Here is a 19,495-nt window from a genome sequence, read left to right as displayed (position 1 = left end):
GGCTCGGATCTGAACCGGTAGGCTGGAGCACGGAGCCGGCCCCGACGGGCCTTGGGGCTGGGCTCCGGGAAGTGTCCTGTCCCTTGGCACTGGAACCCTGATTTCGGGCCAGTCCAACTGGCGGTTGCTAGACGTATAGCAACTCATGCGCCTAAGTTTGCCTACGGCCCGCGCGCACCTGGCAAGCCCGCCCACCCTAGTCCCCCGCTTGGTGCAACAGCGCCCGTCCGGCCCGCCGCACCCAACCGTGCGGCGGGCTTTTTTCACGCGGTGGAACACCGGCGCACAGGGAAGTTCGGCGCACGCAGCATACCCTTCGCCTCACAGTATTGCTGCCGGATCGCTTGCCCTGATCGGCCCACGTCGTCGATCGACAAAGGTTCATATGGAGCGACAACGCTCGCTAGGGCTTCCCGATGATGGGAGTCATGCTCGGTCCTTTCTCGGCAGAGAGCGGGCAACAAGCCGAAGGCGCTCATAAAGAACAGCCTCGTCGAACTCACCGTCCGAGAAGAGTGCCATTGCGGTCACGCTCAGGCGCTCCGCCTGCTCGCTACTAACCGAGATACCTGCCTCGGCGCAGACACGATCAAAGACCTGTTTCAACAAAGCCAAATCGCCAGGATAGGCTATGCCACTCATTGAGACAGGCCCATGGCAGCAGATACTTCGACGACCGCCTCGGTTAGCTCTTCGTCGGATGCGACCAAATAAGGCGCAGCCTGCCTAATTTCCTTCAGTGCTGCTTTGATCGAAACTGTGTTGCCATACTCGGCCCTGTTTAGAAGTGCAGCGATTGCTTGTTCTAGAACTGGAGTTACCCTTTGCACATTGCTCATCCAACCCACCCCAAAAAACACGCCCCGGTGGGATAATAGTCTATTCCTGATTGGCTTCAATTGAATTTAAAAAACGTACGGTTGCTCACCGTTGCTTAGCCGTTCAGCCCGCAATATTGGTGAAAATTTATTCGGCATGCCTCTTGATGCGATCGCGGTGCTTGAAGTGCGCGTGCATGCTTACGGAGCCGGGCCTTGGCCGGCTGTTCTCTATCTGATTCCAAATGCCCACATTGGTAGAGAAACCGCCCAAGGTCTTCCACGCATTCAACCACCTCCATCTCAACGGCAGAGAGCTGCGTGAGGCTCCGCTCCTCGAGCCGCATCATCCTTTGCAGCGGTCGGATCTCACCCGGCATGCCTTCGACCAGCTTCCTGCCCTCCTGCAGGACGTTTACTTTCTCAACCAGCTCGAGCGAATCCAAGCGAGGTCAGTGATGATCATAGTGCGTCGCGGGCTCGTGCCGGCAAGCGGCTCGTCGAGTAGGAGCAGGCCAACCGATTGTTGTCAGCGCCAGACCGATTTGCAGCCGCTGTTTCTCGCCACAGGCAAGTTCCGAAACAGGCCGATCGAGCGCGCCGTGAGGTTCACCAGCGCTGCCGTGCTCAAGAATGCTCATTGAGACCGGAACGCCACGGATATTCTTGAACGGATAAGCCTGAACCCTGAACATTCCGCGCGCGCCTCGTCGAGGACTCGCCCAGGCCCGTGGTCGCAGCCGCTAAGAGCCGCGGCAAGCTGTCCGTGGTCATTGACTGTTCAGCGCCGTGGCGATTGGATCCGCGCCGGCGAGGAAGCGACAGGGCAGTTTGCCCTGGCTTTCAAGCTTGATCAGCGTCCGAGCACGCTGGCGGCGTCACCACCCCCGCTTGCCGTTCTGCGAGGTCCAGAACTGCTCGCCCTGAGTTCGGCAATCGGGATAGCTATATGTTTAAGTTTCCAAAGGTCAGACAGAGACGACCGCCTCACATCCTGTGATTTGCGGGACCTAGTGAAGTACCGGCGTTACTACGCGGGCGGCAAGTGGAGGGGACTGCGCGGGAAAGCGGGCAGCTTGGTTCGTCGGCCATTCAAGCGGCGTTAATCTTCATCTCTGCGCCGAGCACCATCTTTGTCACGGCGGCGAAGTCGAGCTTCCCCGAGCCGAGGACGGGCACTTTCGCAACGACGCGCACTCCGGCGGGCACCATCAGGTCCATGGCGCCGTTGGCCTTAGCGAAGGCCAGGAATTCGGCACGCGTGGCGTTGACGGCCTCGGTGATGAGGATCAGCTTTTCGCCCTTGCGCGCATCTGGCACGGCGGCGACCGCCGAGAGCGAGCCTTTCCACAATTCGCCCGCCAGCGCCTCGACGGCGGCCAGCGAGATCATCTCGCCACCGATCTTGGCAAAGCGCTTGGCGCGGCCTCGAATGGTGATGAAGCCGACATCGTCGACGGCGACGACATCGCCGGTGTCATGCCAGCCGTCTTCGAGCGGCTCGAGCAGGCCCGGCTTCTCGGTGCGCAGATAGCCTGCCATGACATTGGGCCCGCGCACGAAAAGCCGCCCGCCATCCTCGACGCCAGGCACCGGGTCCAGGCGATACTCCATACCCGGCATGATTTTGCCGACACTGCCGGAGCGGTTGTACATCGGCGTGTTGATGGAGATCACCGGCGCGGTTTCGGTCACGCCGTAGCCTTCGAGGATGCGCAGGCCGAACTTTTCCATATAGGTCGCGCGGGTCGAAGGCTTGACCGGTTCCGCGCCGGCAAAGCAGTAGCGCACTGAGCGGAAGTCGTAGGGGTGTGCGGTGCGGGCATAGCCGGCAAGAAACGTATCGGTGCCGAAGATGATCGTTGCGTTTGAGGCATAAACAAGCTCCGGCACGATCCGGTAGTGCAACGGCGAGGGGTAGAAATAGACCGGCACGCCCGAGATCAGCGGCAGCACCGTGCCCGCCGTCATGCCGAAGGAATGGAAGATCGGCAGCACATTGAAGACCTTGTCGCCCGAATGGAAGTCGATACGCGAGGCGGCCTGCGCGGCATTGGCCAGGATGTTGCGGTGGGTGAGCACCACCCCCTTGGGCGTGCCTTCGGATCCCGAGGTGAACAGGATCACCGCCGGATCTTCAGACTTGCGGGCGACCCGGGGTGCGCTTTTGCGCAAAAGGCCGAGCAGCTTATCCTTGAGGCCAATAGTGGCCCGCAGATCATCAAGCCACACAATATCGACCGAGCGGCCGAGTTCCTCGACCACGGCGCCAAGTTTCGCTTGTTCGACAAAGGCGCGCGAGGTCAGCACGGTGCGCACCTCGGCGGCCTTGCAAGCGGAGAGGATGTTGGCCGCGCCGGCAGTGAAGTTCATCATCGCGGGAACCTTGCCGACCGACATGACGCCGAGCAGTGTCGCACAGGCGCCATTAGCGTTGGGCAGCATGATACCGAGCGTCTGCTGGCCGGCATAGAGATGTTCGAATTTCTCGCCAAGCACGGCAGCCGCTGTCAGCAGCTTGCCGTAACTCAGCGAACCGGTGACCGGGTCCTGCACGGCCAGCTGCTTCATGCCGCGTTCGTTCGCCGTCTGGATGATCTTCTCCAGCACGGTCTTCTTGATGTCCTGGGTGCGGAAGAGGAGGTCCGACATGACCTGGTAGAGGGCAGCGCCCGCCGCTGCGCGGCGCTTCCGGCCCTTCAGATCCGGCGCTACTTGAAGTTTGACGGGCTCCAGAATGGTCACCTTGACCTTCGGGAACAGCCGGCGACGAACATGCTGCGAGGTCAGCCGCGAAAAATAGCTCTTCTCCAGGCCGTCGATGCGCACGGGCACGACCATCGAGCCGGTCTTGTCGGCCACCATGGCGGCACCGTCATAGACCTTCATCAGGCCGCCGGTCACGGTGATCCGGCCTTCGGGGAAGATGACCAGCGGATCGCCGCCTTGCACGACCTTGATAAGCGTGCGGGTCGACATCGGCTTGGCCGGATTGAGCGGCAGGGCGCGGGCGAGATTCATAAACGGCTTCATCCACCAGGCCTGGGCGATGGTGTAGTCGATGGCAAACACCGGCTCCTCATCGGTCAGAGTCAAAGCCAGCGGGCCGTCGAGGAAACTGACATGGTTGAGCGCCAGGATGGGTGCCGGGCCGGCCGCCTTGAGGTTTTCCAGCCCCTCCACCTCCAGACGATGGAAGGCTCGGAACAGAATGGAAACGAAGTCGCGGAAGGCGTTGGTTGGCAGATATCTCAGCATCAGCCAGGCGGCGACCACGTTGAGTGCGGCGAGGCCGAACAGGATACCTCCAGTGGAGACGCCCGCTGTTTGAATCGCGGCGACGAGTATGCCGCCCACCGTCATGAAGCCTGCATTGACGATGCTCACGGCGGCGACGACGCGAGCGCGGCTGGCTTCGGGCGCCCAGGCTTGTACGGCGGCGAAGGTCGGCACGACAAGAAAGGCACTGGCAATAGCCATGCCGGCAAGGTCGATCGCGACATGGACCGTGTTTGGTCCGGCGAAGAATGTTGCGAGCGTTTCGGCCCTAAGCGAAGGCTGCATGCTCCAGATGGTCCAGGCCAGGTCCAAGCCGAATAGTGCCATCAACGCCGTGCCAACCGGGGCTGGCAAGAGCACGATGCGGCCCTGCGACATCCATGCGGCTATGGCAGAGCCAATCGCGATCGAGACGGCGAACACCGCGAGATAGGCGGTGACAGCGATTTCTCCGCCACCGAGCGAATCCTTGACCAACGTAGGCAGGATCGAAAGGACAATGGCCCCGATCAGCCAGAACCACGACGTCATCAGTCCGGCGCGCCAGATCCGCTTGTCGGCACGCAAGCTGTTGACCTGTCGCCACGTCGAGCGAAAGATGTTTTTGTCGATGACTAGGTCGGGAGCCGCAGAACCGGTTGACGGAATGTATCGGCTGACAAACCAGCAACCGATGGCGAGGATCATCATCATCGGCCCAAAGACCGAGACGCCTATGCCATCGGCCGAGACAACGCCTCCGGCGATAGTGCCGCCGAGGATGGCGGCGAAGGTTGCCGATTCGATCCAGGCATTGGCGCGGGGCAATTCCTTGCGCTCGAGATGATCCGGCAGGATGCCGTACTTTATCGGTCCGAACAGTGCCGAGATGATGCCGAACATGAGCAACGCCATAATCAGCACCGGGATCGACGACAGCGCGATCCCAACGACTGCGACAGCAGCGGCGGCGATCTCGGCGAATTTCAGCCGACGGGCGATGAGCGCCTTGTCGAACCGGTCGGCGATCTCGCCACCAAGGGCGGACAGGAGCAGGAAAGGAGCCATGAAGACGGCACCCGCCAGGGTGACCAGTGATGCCGCCTTGTCCGCCGCCAGGGTGAACAGAATAAGGAAAACCAGCGTGTTCTTGAGGAAATTGTCGTTGAAGGCGGACAGGAACTGCGTCCAGAAGAGAGGCGCAAAACGCCGTGAAGTCATCAGATGACTGTTCGTATGGTTGTTCGTGACGATTTCCATAGCGGCGACTTCCATTGGGCAGACCGTTGAAGATCCTGGTCGGATCGATCAGCGGTCTTGCGCGGTTTGAGCCTTTTTGTAGTGGGAACCCGATTACGCTTCGTTACTGCGGCTCACATTGATCAGCAGCTTTTCGGTGTTGCCGGTTGATGAAGCAGCTTGCCTCTTCCGCGTCTCGCGGTGTCTTGGTGATGGTTCGAGGTATCCACGAGCCTGGTCGCGGCCATCGGGCAGAACCCTGGGCCGCTATGCTTGCCCCATGAAATTGATGCGGCCGTCATCATCCAGGCGGCGATAGCGAAAGTGGGCGTGGTCAACGTTTGCAGGCGCTTGAACCCTCGGGAGCATAGCTGTTGGAGATCATCGATATTGTCTTTTGGTTTCAGGGTGAGGTTGCGCCGGCGTTGGTCTGTTTCCGGGTTCGATACAATCAGCCGGTCTTGCGACAGTCTTCGCAGCCGGTCGAGGACGGCGTCAGTGAGCCGGCTCGCTTCATCGGCATGAGCGGTGACGGCATACGTCATCAAAGCAATAAGACTGCCCGCATCCTCACCCCGTCGTTTGGTCGAAAGTAAGGTGGGACAATCAGGGTGCGCAGACTTGTCATTACTGATACTGCGCTTCACCCCAGCTTTTAGCGTGCGCCCTTCGGCATATGCGTGGTTCACCATTCCTTCACTTTATTAGCGCACGTTCATATGCGGACATGTTGGTGTAGCTTGTACGTGCCCAAAGCCCCGGCGCATCGACCCAGCGCTGGGGCTTTTTTTGTCCGCCTGGCAATCCGCGTGTTCCCCAGACAGGGGCGTGAACTGCGCAGTCGCCCTTGAGGTGAGTTCGCCGCTGTGGTGTCCTCTTGCATCGACCAAGGTTAAGGCGATGCCATCGACTTGAGTATAGCTGTGCGTGTTTTGACATTTCGACGTCGCGGTGTCGGATTATTTGCATGCAAACCAGTTTCACGACGCTATCCTCCCATCCTCAACGGAAGATTCTGGGAGGAGTGCATGGCTGCGCATGAGCAACATGTCGTTGAAATCGTTAGGGACAACGGGTGGTCGGTTCGCGTGACGGTCAGCGGCACCACCACCACGGTCCCTTTTACATCAGAGAGCTACGCGCGCTCGTTTGCAGACGGTCAGGCATTCCGGCTGGGCGTTCAGGTCGCGGAGATCAAGCAGGCCGCCTAGCTGCGCGCTTGGCCCAAAGCCGCATGGCAATTGAAGCCCGAGTGACCAAAGTCGGTTGAAATTAGCCGTTGAGCGGCACAAGAGGGCTGCGGTTTCACCGCGAGTGCTGAGATAACTCGCTTCGATGGCGGCCGCGCCCTCGTGGTTGCGGCGTCCTTGTTACAGACGACGGTGCTGGCTTGCAGAAGGTTGACAGCGCCTGCATCGTCCAAACTCGGAGCCCTCATCACGGCGAAATTGCCGGGATGCTTGCCGAAAATGCGAGGGCAATTCGACGTCACCCACCTCCGCTGGGACGAAGGTATCCATCATCTGCAGCGGGTCGGCTGCGGTTGCCCGGTTGAAGCGGTCGTAGGCCTGCTTGGCGGCCTTCAAAGACAGGCCATCTGAATCGGCGTCCCAGTGGGATCCTCATCAGGGGTCGAGCGGCAAGCGCGCACGCGAGTTGCCGCGCTTCGCGGGCTGTCCAATCAGCCGGCCGGCTCGTAAACGCCGGCAGCCTCGTTGGCAGCTGCGAGCACCGCTTTCATGTCGCGTTGTTGAGTACAACGAGATCGGCTACCGAGCCGCTGGCCCGCACCGCCAACGAACTGAAATCCCGTGCCTGTGTATTATTGCTGACCCTTCCGCAAGCGTTTGGGCTTGAAGCGGCAACGCTTACGGTCTGCCACGCGCGGCAAGTGACCAAGTAGCCTCACTCGCTCATCGCATGAAGCACGTCGTGCTTGATGATCTCGATGCTGCGCAGATTGAGCAGGCGGATGACGCCTTTGTCTTTCAGCCGGGTGAAAACCCGCGATACGGTTTCGATGGTGAGGCCGAGATAATCGCCGATATCCATGCGCGACATCGGCAGTTCGACCTGTCGCAAGCCGCCCTGTCGCTCCGCCATGTCGACCAGGAACGCGGCGACGCGTTCGATGGCATTCTGACGGCCGAGAACCAAGAGATGTTCCTGCGCTCTCGTCAGGCCCTTGAGAGCCAACGGCAGCAGCTGACGGGAGAGATCCGCACCAGTGGCAAAGCGGAAGACGCGGACACCCACGGCGTTGATGGCTTCGGCGAAAAAATGATGGGTGGTGTCGGCTTCGAAACCGAATGTCTCTCCGGCCAGATGGAAGGCACTTATCTGCCTGCGACCGTCCGCAAGCAGGCGGTAAACACGCACGGCGCCAAACTCGACCTGATAGAAGGCTCCGGCCTTTTCACCTTGCGCATAGATTTCCGAACCGCAGCGAAAGAAGCTGACCGACTGTAGCGGTGTCGGATCGAATGCCGTAGGCAGGCTCGACTGTAAGGCGTGCAACGGCAGTGAAATTCTGGAGCTCGATTGGGCGTGCATGGCTGTTTCCCGGTTGATCCGTAACACAGCAATCGCGCGAATCAGCAGGTCGCGAAATTCGGTTCTATCCCTACGGGAAACTACCTAGTGCTTGGCTGGGAAAGCGGTGAAGGCCGGCAGCGTGCCTACGCGGCGCTCGCCTTCTCGGGAACTTGCGTATGCTTCTGCCGACTTGTGCCGCATTGAAATTGTCGGAGCACGCAATCATCAGCGTCGGTCGACAGCCGTCATACTGGCAGACTGGCAATGGAAACGCGGTTTCGACACGTCGGCAACCGGGCCGAAATCCGCCGCCTGCAATCGCAACTGAAATCACTGGTGAGGATGCAGGAGTGGGCAAATGAAAGCCAGATCGCCAAGATCGGAATCAGAGCCGTCGACATCATCGACGTCGACATGGCTCGCATTCAGATGATCTTCCCGGGTAAGCCCGACGAGGCGACCGGTGGGCGCTGAAAGCCAACGGCTTTCGCTGGTCGCCGTCGTCGCAAGGCACTTGGCACCGCCATCTTAACGAGGCCCGGACGATGGGTGGACGAACTGGTGATGAAAGCCATCACCGCCGAGGACGCCTGGTGAACCGCGCCGAAAGGGATCGCAATTCTTCGAAGTTATGGAGTTTTTCGGGAATGGCGATCCTTTCTTTGGTGGCGAGGCCGAGGGACAATTGATCGAACAGTTCGCGAGATGCCGATTCGCGCAGTCGCGCCAACTATGCTCTGGCTGCAACGCATCCAACGTTACCATCCATCCTGACATGAACGCGCCGGCAGTCATGCTACTGTGGAAGCGCAGCTGGCCGATCCTACGACATCGTTCTGGCAGCCTGCCATGAAGTGAAGAGGAGAGTTCACCATGTCCAGGATGAATCGCCGCGCCTTGCTTCTCAACTCCGCCAACGCCGTTGTCGCCTCGACGGTTGCGGCATCGGCTTTCGCCACAAAGCCGCGACGGGAGGACCGGGAACCGTCCCGCGATCTGCGGGCGCTGATCAATGCGCACAAGGCAGCGTACGCGGCATTCGGCAAGGCGATCCACGAAATGGGCGGCAGTAACCGCGACCACGACAGAGCCAGCCGGGCTGAGGAAAGGGCGCTGCTGGCTGTATGCGCCTATCCTGCGGTCAGGGAAGGTGATCGCCGGTCCAAGGCCCGATATCTTTTGAAGATCGAGGCGCGCGGTGAGCTCGACTTGGCAGAGCATATGCAAGCTCTTCTCCGCTCGACGATGGGGGAGGGATAGGACCGGGATTGCGTGTCCTGCTTCTCGTCGATGCCATTCGTGTGCAGCTAGAACCAGGCGTCGAGCCAGTTGCCTATGCCTCGCTCGATAGCATATTGCGAGCGGCATAGAGTTCGCCAATGAAGTCGGTGATCAAGGTCGAATTGATGCCGTCCGGCGGGCGCAGGAGTAGCGCGCGGAAATTGACGGCTGGCTCGAATGGCCTGGCCAAAATACCGCCGATCATGCCGTCCGCAACGACGGAGGGATTGACCATGCCCTTCGCTGCAAGGATAGCGATGGTCAGGCCGTAGGGCGTTTCGATCAGGATGCGCGGCCGTACCCCATGCGCGGCCAGGATCTTGTCTCCTTTGTTGTCCACCCGCCAGTTCCCGCTGGACGGTCACGCCGTCCGTGACCCTGTCGCTCGGGTGCAGTACCACGCGATCGCCTGGGGCAAGGCCCGACAGAACCTCCGCCGTACGGCTGTTTCGCTGACCGATCTTGATGATGGATACCCGTGTACGGCCGTCCCTTACCGCGAATACCGCCCAGTCGTCTCCTTGTCTGAACAGGGCAGCCACCGGGACGGCCAGGATGTCATGGCCTTTCCAGATCGTGACATGCACGATCACGCGGTAATCATGTCCTAGCGCCGACCACTTCGCCGGAGGGTCGGTGAAGTCGATCGTCGTGCGGACCCGTTGTTCCTCGATGCCAAGGGCTGAAACCTTGGTGAAGCCCGCCGGATCGACGCGGGAGACGCGGCCCTGGACCGGCAGTCCACCCCAGTTGTCGATCCAGACTGGCGCGCCTTGCTTTATGCGGACAGCGTCGGTCGACAACAGGTCCGCGACGATTTCGAGATCGAGCGGGTCACCGATTTCGATCAGCGGGGCACCAGCCTGGACCACACCTTCGCTCTCCTGCATGATCTTTAGGACGCTGCCGCTTACGGGGGCGCGCAACTGTATGCAGCAGGCGGGATTCAGCTCCGGCGCGGCACCCGATTGTTCGCCAAGTCGCGCTGCAACGCTGTCACGCTCGTTTCGGCGGACCTCGAGTTGGGCTTTCGCACTGGCAAGAGCTGCTTCATTGGTCTCAACGTTGAATTTGGCTGTGTCGAGAACCTTTAGGGAGATCGCTTCTGTGCGCGCCAGCGCCTCGGCCCGCCGGAGCTCCGTTCGCGAAAATGAAAGCGCGGCTTCGATCCGACGGGTTTCGGCTGCCGCAAGGTTCACGGCCGCGTCGGCCGCAGCCAGTGCCGCCCGCAGCTCCTCATGGGTGCGTGCGTCGTGAAAGCCCGGCAGCGTCGGCTGCATCACAGCCATGACGGTTTCGTCCTTGGTGACCTGATCTCCCACGTGACGCGGCGGAGAGATGCGCAGGACTTTGCCGGCGATAGGAGCCGACACTGTATAGACGTGGCGCACGCGCGTTTTCGCCTCGTCCTCGATCGTGACCTCCATGGGACTTTTCGTCACCGTCGCAAGGTCCACAGCAATGGGCCGCGGCCATGCGAACCAGACCGCGCCGGCCCCCAACAGCGTCACAGCCGCGATCCCAAAAATTCGTTTCATCCAGATTGCGCGCATGGTTCAATCTCGCGTCTTGAGAACGGTGACAAGGTCCAGCTCGTTGAGCCTTCGGCGAACCACGACAGCGGAAAGCACGGCTGCGGCGAGCACGATGGCGCTGGCGAAGACATAGGTGGATTGCTCGACGATCAGGCGCACCCGCATCAGTTCGCCTGCCAGGTTCTTCTGCATGATCCAGGCAAGGCCATAGCCAATCAGCCATCCGGGCGGCTGCGCGATCAGCGTGAGCAGGGCGAGTTCGAGTAGGAGGATGCGCAACACTTCGCCCCGAGTGTTTCGCCTTGGCACTTCGGCCTCAACGAAGGGCCGGTTGTCCTGATGCTCGAGAACGACCGCAGCGGCCTCTTGTGGCGGCTGATGCGCTCGTGCCGGTACATCCGCAGCGGCTTGCAACGGGCGGGGTTCGAGGGCGGCTGGTTGAGGGAGCTCGAACCAGGCCCGACGCCAACTGCTTGATCGGCTTGGCCGCGGAGGAATGAACAGGCCGAGAAACAGGGGAGCGTCGTAGTCACGACCTTTCCTTTGGCGAAGCGTTCCCGGACAATTCGGCGCTGGCCCCGGCCGGCAAGCCGCGATGACGGCGCGCTGACAATTCAGGCAAAAACGATCGGGCCGGCGCAATCGACTGCAGGGTGCCGCTCGCCGTTCGGCGCATGCATCGAACGGCGGAAACAGCCTATTCGCTTGCTTCACGGCCCGACACCTCTTCAACGAGAATCCGGAAGAAGAGGGGCGGCGAGCTGTCTGACACGGGAGGTATGACTGGCTTGAGGGCACCAGGCTCCCACCAGTCCGCGTGCTTGCTCAACACTGACCATGCATGACCGCGCTGATACTCGTGGCCGATCCGGTCACTCAGTTCTTCATAGCGGCCGTAGACAACGACGCTTCTCCATCCGCGGCCTTGGCCGTGTTCCTCTACCTGGGCGCACACCAAGGGATTGGCTCTCATCCATTCGATCTTCTTGCCTAGCAAGGAAAACGCATAGAGGTGAGTGTCAGCGTAGGCGTAGTTGAAGCACACGACGTAGGGCTGTCCGTCCTTCGCGCATGCCAGATGGCCGACGCGATTGGCCGCCAGCAATTTCGTGCATTCCAAACTGGAAAGTGTACGGATCCGCATCGATGCGATCTCCTGTTTTTTGTATTTCACATCTTGGCAGCCGCACTCGCAATGACGTGGATCAAACTGCTGCGTCCGCTTGGTCGGCAGGGCTCGGTCGCCCCTCGGAATGCGCGCGCGCCAATGGCAGCGGTAGCTTCAGGCTTGGGACATCTATTCCGGCCGTCGTCATGGATGCTCTCCTGAGTTGAAGATCTCGATGGGAGGCAATGAACCGGGAAACAAGGGCCGGCGCTTTGATGCGGGTCAAACAAAGTTGCAGTGCTGACCGGCGCTTCGCAAAGCCGTGCCAATTCTCATGGTCGGCCACCTTTGCATTCGTGCGAAAGGGGAGCTTTGCTGTTCCGGTTGAAGACAACCGTGCTAAAGCGCCCGCTTACCGAGCCTGCGCATTTGTTCGACCCATTTCGCCCGTGTCGTATCGGTGGCACCCGCGACCATGCCGAACAAGGTTTCGCGCACCGGGCTCACGCCGGCGAAACGCAGAATGCTCCGCCGCATGCCGGCAATGCCGTGGCTGAGGAACCATAGCCGGTAAAGGATGGCAGGCATGCCCATCGTGACCACGACGCGGGCGGAGCGGCCGCGAAGCAGTTTCCTGGGCAGGCCGCCACCCTTGTCCGGGTAGGCAAAGGCAGTTTCCGGCCGAATCACCTGTTCCAGAAAAGCCTTGAGCAGAGCCGGTACGGTCCCGAGCCACAGCGGAAAGACAAATACAATGTGCTCCGCCCAGACTATCGCTTCAGCGGCGTCCTCTAGGCTGTCGGGAATCGCGCCGTGCTCGAACTCCTGCAACGTCCGAAGCATTGGAAAATCGAGTGCCGCGAGGTCGACCCGGCGGACCATATGCCCCGCCAGTTCTGCACTTTCGCCATAGGCCCTGGCGAGATTACGGCAAAGCCGGTGTGGCGACGGATCGGGATGGCCGAGAACAATCAAGATGCGCCGCGGCATGGGTTACCTCCGAGGCGGCTTGGCAGCAACCGGACGTGCCGTAATTTCGGGGCGTGACCCTTCAAGCTGATCATGGCCTACTCCTTCGTGGAGTTTCATAAAACGGCTGTCCGGCTTGGCCCTTGATCGGCATCAAAGAGGCCGGATCTCGGCGCTACCAGAAGGTCGAGGGCGGCAACATCGTGCCGTAGCCGGCTATTGCGGCGACGAGGGTTGCACCTGCGAGCGGCAACCAGAACCTGATCGGGCCGGCAAATGCGGCCAGCGACAGGCGGCAGATCGCGTTTGCTGCCAGCGCCGCGAGCACCGCCTGGCCAATGGTCTCGACAGGGACCGAATGCTTGACCAGGCGCAAGGCACTGAGCACCGAGACATCGACATCGAATGTGCCCGCAAGCGCCGAACTCGCCAGCAAGCCGCGTCCGCCGAATTGAGCAGCCAATGCAGCGCTCGCGGTCGCGACGATCGCAAACAGCAGGGCGAAGAGCAGCAACGGGCCTAGGTCGAAGGGATTGCGCGCGACGCCGGCACCCTTGCGATCCCCGCTGTTCCGAGCCAGGAGCAATGCTCCGCAAACAGCGAAGGAGAGCGCCGCGACAATTGCGGGAATGCCGACCGAAGGGAACACGCTCGGCTCAACGATCAGAACCACAGCGCAGACGCGTAGCAAAGAAACCATTGCGGCCAGCGACGCCGCGCCAGCGAGCGGCAGAGGATTGCTTGCCGACACGGCGTTGCGGGCCAGCGCCACGGTTACGGCGGTGGAAGAGACGATCGCGCCGGCGAGCGAGCTGACGAGCAGGCCGCGGGTGGTCCCCAGGACGCGAACGGCGACATAGCCGGCGAACGATATCGACGCCATCAGCACCGTGAGGAACCAGACTTCCCATGGATTGAAGCCGCCCCATGGATCCATCGTCCGGTTTGGCAGCAAGGGCAAGGATGATCGCGCTCATCACAGCCAGGATCAGCGCGGAACGAAGCTCGATCCAAGTCAGTCGCTTCAGGAGGCCGTGCAGGATTTCCCGACTGGCAAGGATGGCCGCGAGTGCTGCTCCTCCTGCAGAAGCGGCGCGGTAATCGCCAGCGACGGACAATGCACCGAGCGCGAATACGCAAAGGGCTGCTATTACCGCCGTAACACTGAAATCCTCATCATGGGCTGCCTCACGCGCCTTGTACCAGGCGAAGATTGCCGCAAAGGCGATGAAACCACCGACCAGCACGGACACTCCGTCGAGAGCATCGGCCAGAGCTGCGAGAATGCCGCCGAGCAGACCGGATATGCCGTAGGTTCGAATTCCGGCCGTCCGGCTACGATCGGGCGCTTCCCGCTCTCGCCAGCCGCGCTCCAGTCCGACGAGCAGGCCTATAGTTAGTGCAAGTCCGAGCCGGGCGATGAGCGGATCCACGATTAGGCGCCGGCCACAGGCAGGTGGTCGCGGATCCACCTGACGATCTGCCCCGCCTTCATTGCGCCGGATGTGCGTGCAACCTCATGTCCGCCATGGAACAGGATCATGGTCGGGATGCCGCGAATGCCGAGCCTGGCTGAAACGGCCTGCTCATTATCGGAGTTGAGCTTGATCAGCCGAACATGCGGTTCCAGTTCGTTTGCTGCGGCTTCATATGCGGGCGCCATCATCTTGCAGGGCCCGCACCATGGCGCCCAGACATCCACGACAACGGGAAGGGTGCCTCGCTTGACCTGACGATCGAAGGTTCGTGCGTCGACGTCCTCGGGGTGGCCGGAGAACAGCTTTTTCCCGCACTTTCCGCATTTTGCGTTTTTGGCATCGCGCGCTGGCGGCAGTCGATTGATCCCGCCGCATTTGCTGCAAACCACCAGATTTTCCTGCGCCATCGCCCTTCACCACTGGTATACATGCGCCACAGAGTGCCTATCCCCAAGCTGGCTCGAACTTCCAATGTTTTTTTGCGCGATGGACGGTTTTAGCGTGAAAACGGATTGCCCGGCACAATCCACGGCGGCTGTGCGCCCGCGGTGTTCGGACGGGAAAGCACGCTATTCCTTTGCTTCCCGACCCGACGCCTGCTTGATAATGATCCTGAAGAAAACATGCGGAGTGCTGTCCGAAACAGGAGGCGTAACCGGCTTCAGAGCGCCAGGCTCCCACCAGTCGATGTGCTTGCTCAACACCGACCACGCATGGTCGCGCTGAACCTTGTAGCCGATCCGGTCAGGCAGTTCTTCATAGACACCGTCGACAATCACGCTTCTCCATGCCCGTCCTTGGCCGCGTTCATCGACCTGGACGCACACCAGCGGATTGGCACGCATCCAGTCGACCTTTTTGCCCGGCATGGAAAATGCATAGAGGTGATTGTCGGCGTGGGCATAGTAGAACGGCACGACGTAGGGGTGTCCATCCTTGGCGGATGCCAAGTGGCCGATCCGGTTGGCCGTCAGCAATTTTGTACATTCCAAAGCAGAAAGCGTGCGGATCAGCATCGGCGCGATCTCCTGTTTTTCGTGACAGCACGGTGTCGCCGGTGCTCCATCGACTCTGATATTCGGCATCGCGGATCGTAGCCCTGCCGCCAGGGAGGTCATTGATCACGATCAAGGAGTCGGTCGGCCGACAGATGAATCGACAACCGTGGCTAGGCCGCCGGTGACTCGCATGGCGGCCCATGTCAGTGTCAGGGTCCATACCGGAGTGGGGATTCGGAAAATGATCCAGATCAAGGCGGGGCCTGCTGCTCCCACCCATCATAGGGGATGATGTGGAAGCCGATCTCAAGCGCTCCGTTCGATCGTGAGCTGGAACTCGCCGTCCTCGATGAGGATGGCGAACATGCGCTTATCTTTCCTTGCATAAAGGAGCGAGAAGGCTGGAAGAACGCCGCCACCCGCGCACGCATCGACGTTCACCCGACCCACTGGCGAGACTGGGTGCCGGATAGGGTTCCGCTAAACGACGGGAAGTCTCTCCGCGACTCGCTTTAACGTTTGGATTCCACAACCAACGCCATGCGCACGAGATGCGACAGACTGCTCGCGGCCATCTTGCTCATGACATTGGCGCGATGGATCTCGACCGTGCGCGGGCTGATGCCGAGGTCATAGGCAATCGTCTTATTGGGCAGGCCGGACACAAGGCCGTCCAGCACTTGTCGCTCCCGCTCCGACAGGGCCGCCAGACGACCACGGATTTCCACGCCTTGGGGGTGTGTTGTCTCCGTCCGATTGCGACTGTCCAATGCGGAGCGGATCGCTTCGATCAGCAGCTCGTCGTCAAACGGCTTTTCGATGAAGTCGGCGGCACCTTCCTTCATCGCCTGAACAGCGAGGGCCACATCGGCATGACCCGTCATGACGATGACCGGAAGCGTATGCCCGCGGGTCCGGAGCTGTCGCAGGAACTCGATGCCGTCAATGCCCGGCATGCGCACATCGGTCACAATGCAGCCGTCGAGATTGCCCGTGGCCGTAGCCAGAAAAGCTGTCGCCGATTCGTACAGGCGAACGGCGAAATCAGCCGTCGCCAGGAGAAAACCAAGCGATTTGCGAACGTCGACGTCGTCGTCGACCACGTGCACAAGATGGTTACCGGTCATTGGCGACCTCTTCCTTCTCCACGATGCGCAAGGTGAACCGGAACGCGGTTCCTCCAGTCGGTATTGCCTCGGCCCAGATGTGGCCCCCATGCGACTCAACGATTGTACGGCAAATAGAGAGGCCGACGCCCATGCCCTGTTTCTTGGTGGTGACAAATGGCTGGAAAAGCTGTGCGGAGACTTCGGGCGCTAGACCAGTGCCTGTGTCGATCACGCTTACCTCTGCCATGCCGTCGTCACGGGCCACGGTCATGACTTGCAACTCGCGGCGTGGCACGCCTTGCATGGCTTCTATCGCGTTGCGCATCAAGTTGAGCAGAACCTGCTGAATCTGGATGCGGTCGGTCAAGACCAGTTCGGCGGCGGGATCAAGCTTGTAGCTGACGCGCACGTCTACTTCTCTTGCACCGACCAGGGCCAGGGACGAGGCTTCCTCGATCAGTGTGGGCAGGCGTTCGACCTGGCGCTCGCTCTCGCCTCTTGCGACGAAGTCCCGAAGGTGGCGAATGACGTCTCCGGCCCTCAAGGCCTGTTCCGCTGCCTTTTCCACGGCCTCCCTCAACATCGGCGCGTTCTCTTCCGTGCTTTTTTCGAGAAGCCGGCGGCTGCCTTTAAGGTAGTTCGTGATTGCCGTGAGAGGCTGGTTGATCTCATGCGCCAATGTCGAAGCCATTTCGCCCAGCGCGGTAAACCGCGCCATGTGTAGAAGCTCCTGCTGCTGCTCCTGTATTCTTGCTTCCGCTCTGTAGCGTTCGGTCAGATCCCGGCAGAAGCCGGTAAAGAAGCGGCCGGTCCCAGGATGCATTTCACCGACGGCAAGTTCCATCGGAAAGGTTGAGCCATCCTTACGCATTCCAGTGACGGTGCGGCCGAGCCCGATGATGCGGCGTTCACCGGTCGTCAGATAGCGGTGGAGATAAGCGTCATGCTCTTCGCGATAGGGCGACGGCATCAGCAGACTGACATTTTGTCCGAGCACCTCGCTCGACTGGTAGCCGAACAGCGTTTCGGCAGCGGTGCTGAAGGATTGAATACGGCCCTGTTCGTCGATGACGACCATTGCATCGGGCACCGTTGCCAGGATCGAACGCAAATGATCTTCGCGCAAGCGCAGGGCGGCGTTCGCAAAGGAGAGCTCGCTAACATCGGTGCCTTCGACGAAAATAGCCGTGACGCGACCGTCGTCGGCCTTGATGGGCTGATAGACGAAATCGAGGATGCGCTCTTCGACCGGCTCGTCATGGCTGTTGCGAAGGGCGACCTTCACGCCCTGACCCCTGTAGGGTTCGCCCGTTTCGCACACCTGGTCCAGCAGTTCGTAGAAACCTTGACCTTCGAGCTCGGGCAGGGCCTCGCGTACCGACTTTCCTATCACTTGCCTTTGGCCGATCAGGCGCTGATAGGCGGCGTTGGTCAACTCATAGACATGACCCGGCTCACGCATCAATGTCATGAAACCGGGGGCTTGCTCGAACATCTGGGCCAGCCGGTCGTGTTCGGCCGTGGTCTGCCCCTGGCCGCGAACGTCGGTCGACAAGTCACGTGTTTGTCTGTCGTCCAAATCAAGTCCTTTGATCAGGGAACCCGCAACGCAGTCTAGTTATCATTCATCGCTCTTTCTGCACACGCAAAACCATGATGCCAAATAGTCGCGATCAAGCCGGTTGCTAATGCACTTTGACGCGCATCAAGGCGCCGCAGGCCAATGCACCCCATGCTGCGTTCAACTGCTCCAGCGAAAGGCGCCTCCAGTGTCCTACAAATCAATTGCCGTGAACCTCGCCATCGATGCACCTCCTACGGCCATGGTGAGCCTCGGGGTTGAACTTGCTGAAAACTTCGGCGCTCACCTTATCGGCCTCGCGGCTGCGGATGTCCCGCCTCTGGTCGCGACTGGCGACGGTATGGTCTACGAAGGCGAGATCATGCAGATCCAGCGAACGGAAATCGAAAAACGGCTCGCCGAACTGCGCGCCGACTTCGAGAGGCTGGTTCCTGCCTCGATCTCAAGCGAATGGGGTCAAGCCGTCTGCAGCCCGACGCGCTTCCTCAGCGTTTGGGCCCGTGCGGCGACCTCATCGTGACCGGCGGCGACAAAGGAGAAAATGTCTATCGCACCGTCGATATCGGTAGCCTTGTACTCGGCACAGGCCGGCCAGTACTCGCCGCTGCAAGCCATATCGAACATGTCATGGCAAATACCGTGCTGGTCGCCTGGAAGGACACCAGGGAGGCGCGACGGGCGCTGACCGACGCATTGCCCTTCTTGGCCAAGGCCAACGACGTCGTCATCGCCACAATCGACAGCGAGCGCGACGACGGCATCCGTGACAGCCTCGCTGATGTCGCAGTCTTTCTTGAGCATCACGGCATCATGGCGCGGACCGAGTTCATCCGCGGCGACGCTGACGGTGAGCATCTGTTGGCATTTGCGAGCTCAATCAACGCCGATCTGATCGTTTCCGGCGCATATGGCCACAGCCGCCTGCGCGAATGGGCATTCGGTGGAGTCACGCGCACGTTGATCGAAGAAAGCAGCATCAACCGACTCATGTCGTATTGACCCCCGGCCGCATCGCAAGTCCGCCAGTTGCGGCATTCACGCGAGGGTCATCGTCCGCAGACGGCCCGTTGACCGAGATCAATGCAGCGGTCGCCGAGATGACAATGATATGGCGGGAAACGGGAGTGACCGACATGACTTTTCTCGACTACCTGATCTCAGTTGACGCTAGGACAGCCTTGATGGGCCGCATGATGCGGAAGCTGGGCGTCGACAAACAATTGAAGATCGTTCCAGACAATATAGCCGTCACCAATCGGGCGGTGGACCGCTGCCGCGCCTGCGGACACCAGGACGAATGCTCGACCTGGCTCGACGAGCAGCAGCAAGCCGACGATCCGCCAGACTATTGCCGCAATCGCGACCTGATCGCGCGGCTGCAGCATGCGGCCGGTCAGCGATAGGAGCGTCTCCGGCCAAATGGCAGTTTGCGTCACTAACGTCGCGCTGGCCGCCTCATGGCGGTCAACCAACACGAGACCATAAGAGATTGTCACTCACGGCACCTCGGCCAGCGATGCGCCCAGGATCACCTCTTCAAGCCCTCATCCGCGCCCTGATCTTCATCAGTTTCAACGGGTACTGC

At 60.7% G+C, this 19,495-nt stretch carries 20 protein-coding genes and 2 pseudogenes; 7 read left to right on the top strand and 15 right to left on the bottom strand.

The annotated features are described in order from the left end of the window. Positions 1-426 precede the first annotated feature (426 nt). From NKH70_RS24930 to NKH70_RS24910, 5 genes are all read right to left on the bottom strand, one after another. Positions 427-642, bottom strand: coding sequence for a hypothetical protein (locus tag NKH70_RS24930; RefSeq protein WP_352719833.1), 216 nt, complete (start codon positions 640-642; stop codon positions 427-429). After that, positions 639-839: a hypothetical protein gene (locus NKH70_RS24925; protein ID WP_352719831.1), complete on the bottom strand. Its 201-nt coding sequence runs from the start codon at positions 837-839 to the stop codon at positions 639-641. The genes NKH70_RS24930 and NKH70_RS24925 overlap by 4 nt, the downstream gene beginning before the upstream one ends. A gap of 431 nt (positions 840-1,270) precedes the next feature. Next, a complete protein-coding gene (locus NKH70_RS24920) occupies positions 1,271-1,513 on the bottom strand; it encodes a hypothetical protein (protein WP_352719829.1) in 243 nt (80 codons plus the stop codon). A gap of 397 nt (positions 1,514-1,910) precedes the next feature. Continuing rightward, complete coding sequence (locus NKH70_RS24915) at positions 1,911-5,336, bottom strand: acyl-[ACP]--phospholipid O-acyltransferase (protein WP_353026267.1); 3,426 nt, start codon at positions 5,334-5,336, stop codon at positions 1,911-1,913. Positions 5,337-5,458: 122 nt separating this feature from the next. After that, entirely contained in the window at positions 5,459-6,007 is a 549-nt protein-coding gene (locus tag NKH70_RS24910; RefSeq protein ID WP_352719825.1) for a hypothetical protein, read from the bottom strand. A 336-nt stretch (positions 6,008-6,343) separates the two neighbouring features. On the opposite strand from NKH70_RS24910, the gene NKH70_RS24905 reads away from it, so the two are divergent. After that, positions 6,344-6,526: a hypothetical protein gene (locus tag NKH70_RS24905; protein ID WP_352719823.1), complete on the top strand. Its 183-nt coding sequence runs from the start codon at positions 6,344-6,346 to the stop codon at positions 6,524-6,526. Between the two features lie 694 nt (positions 6,527-7,220). Here NKH70_RS24905 and NKH70_RS24900 read toward each other — a convergent pair. Continuing rightward, complete coding sequence (locus NKH70_RS24900) at positions 7,221-7,868, bottom strand: helix-turn-helix domain-containing protein (RefSeq protein ID WP_352719821.1); 648 nt, start codon at positions 7,866-7,868, stop codon at positions 7,221-7,223. 246 nt (positions 7,869-8,114) lie between these two features. Here NKH70_RS24900 and NKH70_RS24895 point away from each other — a divergent pair, with 246 nt between their 5' ends. Both NKH70_RS24895 and NKH70_RS24890 read left to right on the top strand, forming a co-directional pair. Continuing rightward, the gene (locus tag NKH70_RS24895) at positions 8,115-8,324 is read left to right on the top strand and encodes a hypothetical protein (RefSeq protein WP_353026266.1); all 210 of its coding nucleotides are present in this window, start codon (positions 8,115-8,117) and stop codon (positions 8,322-8,324) included. A gap of 399 nt (positions 8,325-8,723) precedes the next feature. Further along, positions 8,724-9,110: a hypothetical protein gene (locus tag NKH70_RS24890; protein WP_353026265.1), complete on the top strand. Its 387-nt coding sequence runs from the start codon at positions 8,724-8,726 to the stop codon at positions 9,108-9,110. A 47-nt stretch (positions 9,111-9,157) separates the two neighbouring features. Here the strand turns inward: NKH70_RS24890 and NKH70_RS24885 are convergent, their stop codons facing one another. After that, complete coding sequence (locus tag NKH70_RS24885) at positions 9,158-10,684, bottom strand: efflux RND transporter periplasmic adaptor subunit (RefSeq protein ID WP_352719815.1); 1,527 nt, start codon at positions 10,682-10,684, stop codon at positions 9,158-9,160. 3 nt (positions 10,685-10,687) lie between these two features. Continuing rightward, positions 10,688-10,948 carry an FtsX-like permease family protein gene (locus NKH70_RS24880; RefSeq protein WP_502908397.1) on the bottom strand — a complete coding sequence of 87 codons (261 nt, stop codon included), beginning with the start codon at positions 10,946-10,948 and terminating at the stop codon, positions 10,688-10,690. A gap of 24 nt (positions 10,949-10,972) precedes the next feature. Here NKH70_RS24880 and NKH70_RS24875 point away from each other — a divergent pair. Then, positions 10,973-11,143, top strand: a pseudogene (locus NKH70_RS24875) (glucoamylase family protein); the annotation flags it as partial. Between the two features lie 220 nt (positions 11,144-11,363). Here the strand turns inward: NKH70_RS24875 and NKH70_RS24870 are convergent. The 7 genes and pseudogenes from NKH70_RS24870 to NKH70_RS24840 all read right to left on the bottom strand — a co-directional run bounded on the left by NKH70_RS24870 (position 11,364) and on the right by NKH70_RS24840 (position 17,823). After that, positions 11,364-11,810: a pyridoxamine 5'-phosphate oxidase family protein gene (locus NKH70_RS24870; protein WP_352719944.1), complete on the bottom strand. Its 447-nt coding sequence runs from the start codon at positions 11,808-11,810 to the stop codon at positions 11,364-11,366. A gap of 363 nt (positions 11,811-12,173) precedes the next feature. Beyond that, entirely contained in the window at positions 12,174-12,764 is a 591-nt protein-coding gene (locus NKH70_RS24865) for an NAD(P)H-dependent oxidoreductase (RefSeq protein WP_352719811.1), read from the bottom strand. Positions 12,765-12,918: 154 nt separating this feature from the next. Continuing rightward, a pseudogene (locus NKH70_RS24860) lies at positions 12,919-14,176 on the bottom strand (MgtC/SapB family protein). A gap of 2 nt (positions 14,177-14,178) precedes the next feature. Beyond that, positions 14,179-14,628 carry a thioredoxin TrxC gene (gene trxC / locus NKH70_RS24855; protein WP_352719807.1) on the bottom strand — a complete coding sequence of 150 codons (450 nt, stop codon included), beginning with the start codon at positions 14,626-14,628 and terminating at the stop codon, positions 14,179-14,181. A gap of 162 nt (positions 14,629-14,790) precedes the next feature. Further along, positions 14,791-15,237, bottom strand: a complete 447-nt coding sequence (locus NKH70_RS24850) for a pyridoxamine 5'-phosphate oxidase family protein (RefSeq protein WP_352719805.1) — start codon at positions 15,235-15,237, stop codon at positions 14,791-14,793. A gap of 494 nt (positions 15,238-15,731) precedes the next feature. Further along, entirely contained in the window at positions 15,732-16,346 is a 615-nt protein-coding gene (gene fixJ, locus NKH70_RS24845; RefSeq protein ID WP_352719803.1) for a response regulator FixJ, read from the bottom strand. After that, positions 16,336-17,823: a PAS domain S-box protein gene (locus tag NKH70_RS24840; RefSeq protein ID WP_352719942.1), complete on the bottom strand. Its 1,488-nt coding sequence runs from the start codon at positions 17,821-17,823 to the stop codon at positions 16,336-16,338. The genes fixJ and NKH70_RS24840 overlap by 11 nt, the downstream gene beginning before the upstream one ends. Before the next feature lie 295 nt (positions 17,824-18,118). On the opposite strand from NKH70_RS24840, the gene NKH70_RS24835 reads away from it, so the two are divergent. From NKH70_RS24835 to NKH70_RS24825, 3 genes are all read left to right on the top strand, one after another. Then, positions 18,119-18,430 carry a hypothetical protein gene (locus NKH70_RS24835; protein WP_352719801.1) on the top strand — a complete coding sequence of 104 codons (312 nt, stop codon included), beginning with the start codon at positions 18,119-18,121 and terminating at the stop codon, positions 18,428-18,430. After that, positions 18,427-18,909 carry a universal stress protein gene (locus tag NKH70_RS24830; RefSeq protein ID WP_352464060.1) on the top strand — a complete coding sequence of 161 codons (483 nt, stop codon included), beginning with the start codon at positions 18,427-18,429 and terminating at the stop codon, positions 18,907-18,909. The genes NKH70_RS24835 and NKH70_RS24830 overlap by 4 nt, the downstream gene beginning before the upstream one ends. 134 nt (positions 18,910-19,043) lie before the next feature. Further along, entirely contained in the window at positions 19,044-19,313 is a 270-nt protein-coding gene (locus tag NKH70_RS24825; protein WP_292656670.1) for a DUF6455 family protein, read from the top strand. Positions 19,314-19,495: the final 182 nt, after the last annotated feature.

Source organism: Mesorhizobium sp. M0991, from assembly GCF_040318915.1.
Lineage (GTDB): Bacteria > Pseudomonadota > Alphaproteobacteria > Rhizobiales > Rhizobiaceae > Mesorhizobium.
Note: the sequence above shows the minus strand (reverse complement) of the source record. Positions and strands in the feature narration are given on the sequence as shown.

Bases quoted from the DNA above. Each gene is read 5' to 3' on its own strand.
- NKH70_RS24930 (WP_352719833.1), bottom strand. From the start codon at position 642: ATGAGTGGCATAGCCTATCCTGGCGATTTGGCTTTGTTGAAACAGGTC.
- NKH70_RS24925 (WP_352719831.1), bottom strand. From the start codon at position 839: ATGAGCAATGTGCAAAGGGTAACTCCAGTTCTAGAACAAGCAATCGCT.
- NKH70_RS24920 (WP_352719829.1), bottom strand. From the start codon at position 1,513: ATGTTCAGGGTTCAGGCTTATCCGTTCAAGAATATCCGTGGCGTTCCG.
- NKH70_RS24915 (WP_353026267.1), bottom strand. From the start codon at position 5,336: ATGGAAATCGTCACGAACAACCATACGAACAGTCATCTGATGACTTCA.
- NKH70_RS24910 (WP_352719825.1), bottom strand. From the start codon at position 6,007: ATGGTGAACCACGCATATGCCGAAGGGCGCACGCTAAAAGCTGGGGTG.
- NKH70_RS24905 (WP_352719823.1), top strand. From the start codon at position 6,344: ATGGCTGCGCATGAGCAACATGTCGTTGAAATCGTTAGGGACAACGGG.
- NKH70_RS24900 (WP_352719821.1), bottom strand. From the start codon at position 7,868: ATGCACGCCCAATCGAGCTCCAGAATTTCACTGCCGTTGCACGCCTTA.
- NKH70_RS24895 (WP_353026266.1), top strand. From the start codon at position 8,115: ATGGAAACGCGGTTTCGACACGTCGGCAACCGGGCCGAAATCCGCCGC.
- NKH70_RS24890 (WP_353026265.1), top strand. From the start codon at position 8,724: ATGTCCAGGATGAATCGCCGCGCCTTGCTTCTCAACTCCGCCAACGCC.
- NKH70_RS24885 (WP_352719815.1), bottom strand. From the start codon at position 10,684: ATGCGCGCAATCTGGATGAAACGAATTTTTGGGATCGCGGCTGTGACG.
- NKH70_RS24870 (WP_352719944.1), bottom strand. From the start codon at position 11,810: ATGCGGATCCGTACACTTTCCAGTTTGGAATGCACGAAATTGCTGGCG.
- NKH70_RS24865 (WP_352719811.1), bottom strand. From the start codon at position 12,764: ATGCCGCGGCGCATCTTGATTGTTCTCGGCCATCCCGATCCGTCGCCA.
- trxC (WP_352719807.1), bottom strand. From the start codon at position 14,628: ATGGCGCAGGAAAATCTGGTGGTTTGCAGCAAATGCGGCGGGATCAAT.
- NKH70_RS24850 (WP_352719805.1), bottom strand. From the start codon at position 15,237: ATGCTGATCCGCACGCTTTCTGCTTTGGAATGTACAAAATTGCTGACG.
- fixJ (WP_352719803.1), bottom strand. From the start codon at position 16,346: ATGACCGGTAACCATCTTGTGCACGTGGTCGACGACGACGTCGACGTT.
- NKH70_RS24840 (WP_352719942.1), bottom strand. From the start codon at position 17,823: ATGTTCGAGCAAGCCCCCGGTTTCATGACATTGATGCGTGAGCCGGGT.
- NKH70_RS24825 (WP_292656670.1), top strand. From the start codon at position 19,044: ATGACTTTTCTCGACTACCTGATCTCAGTTGACGCTAGGACAGCCTTG.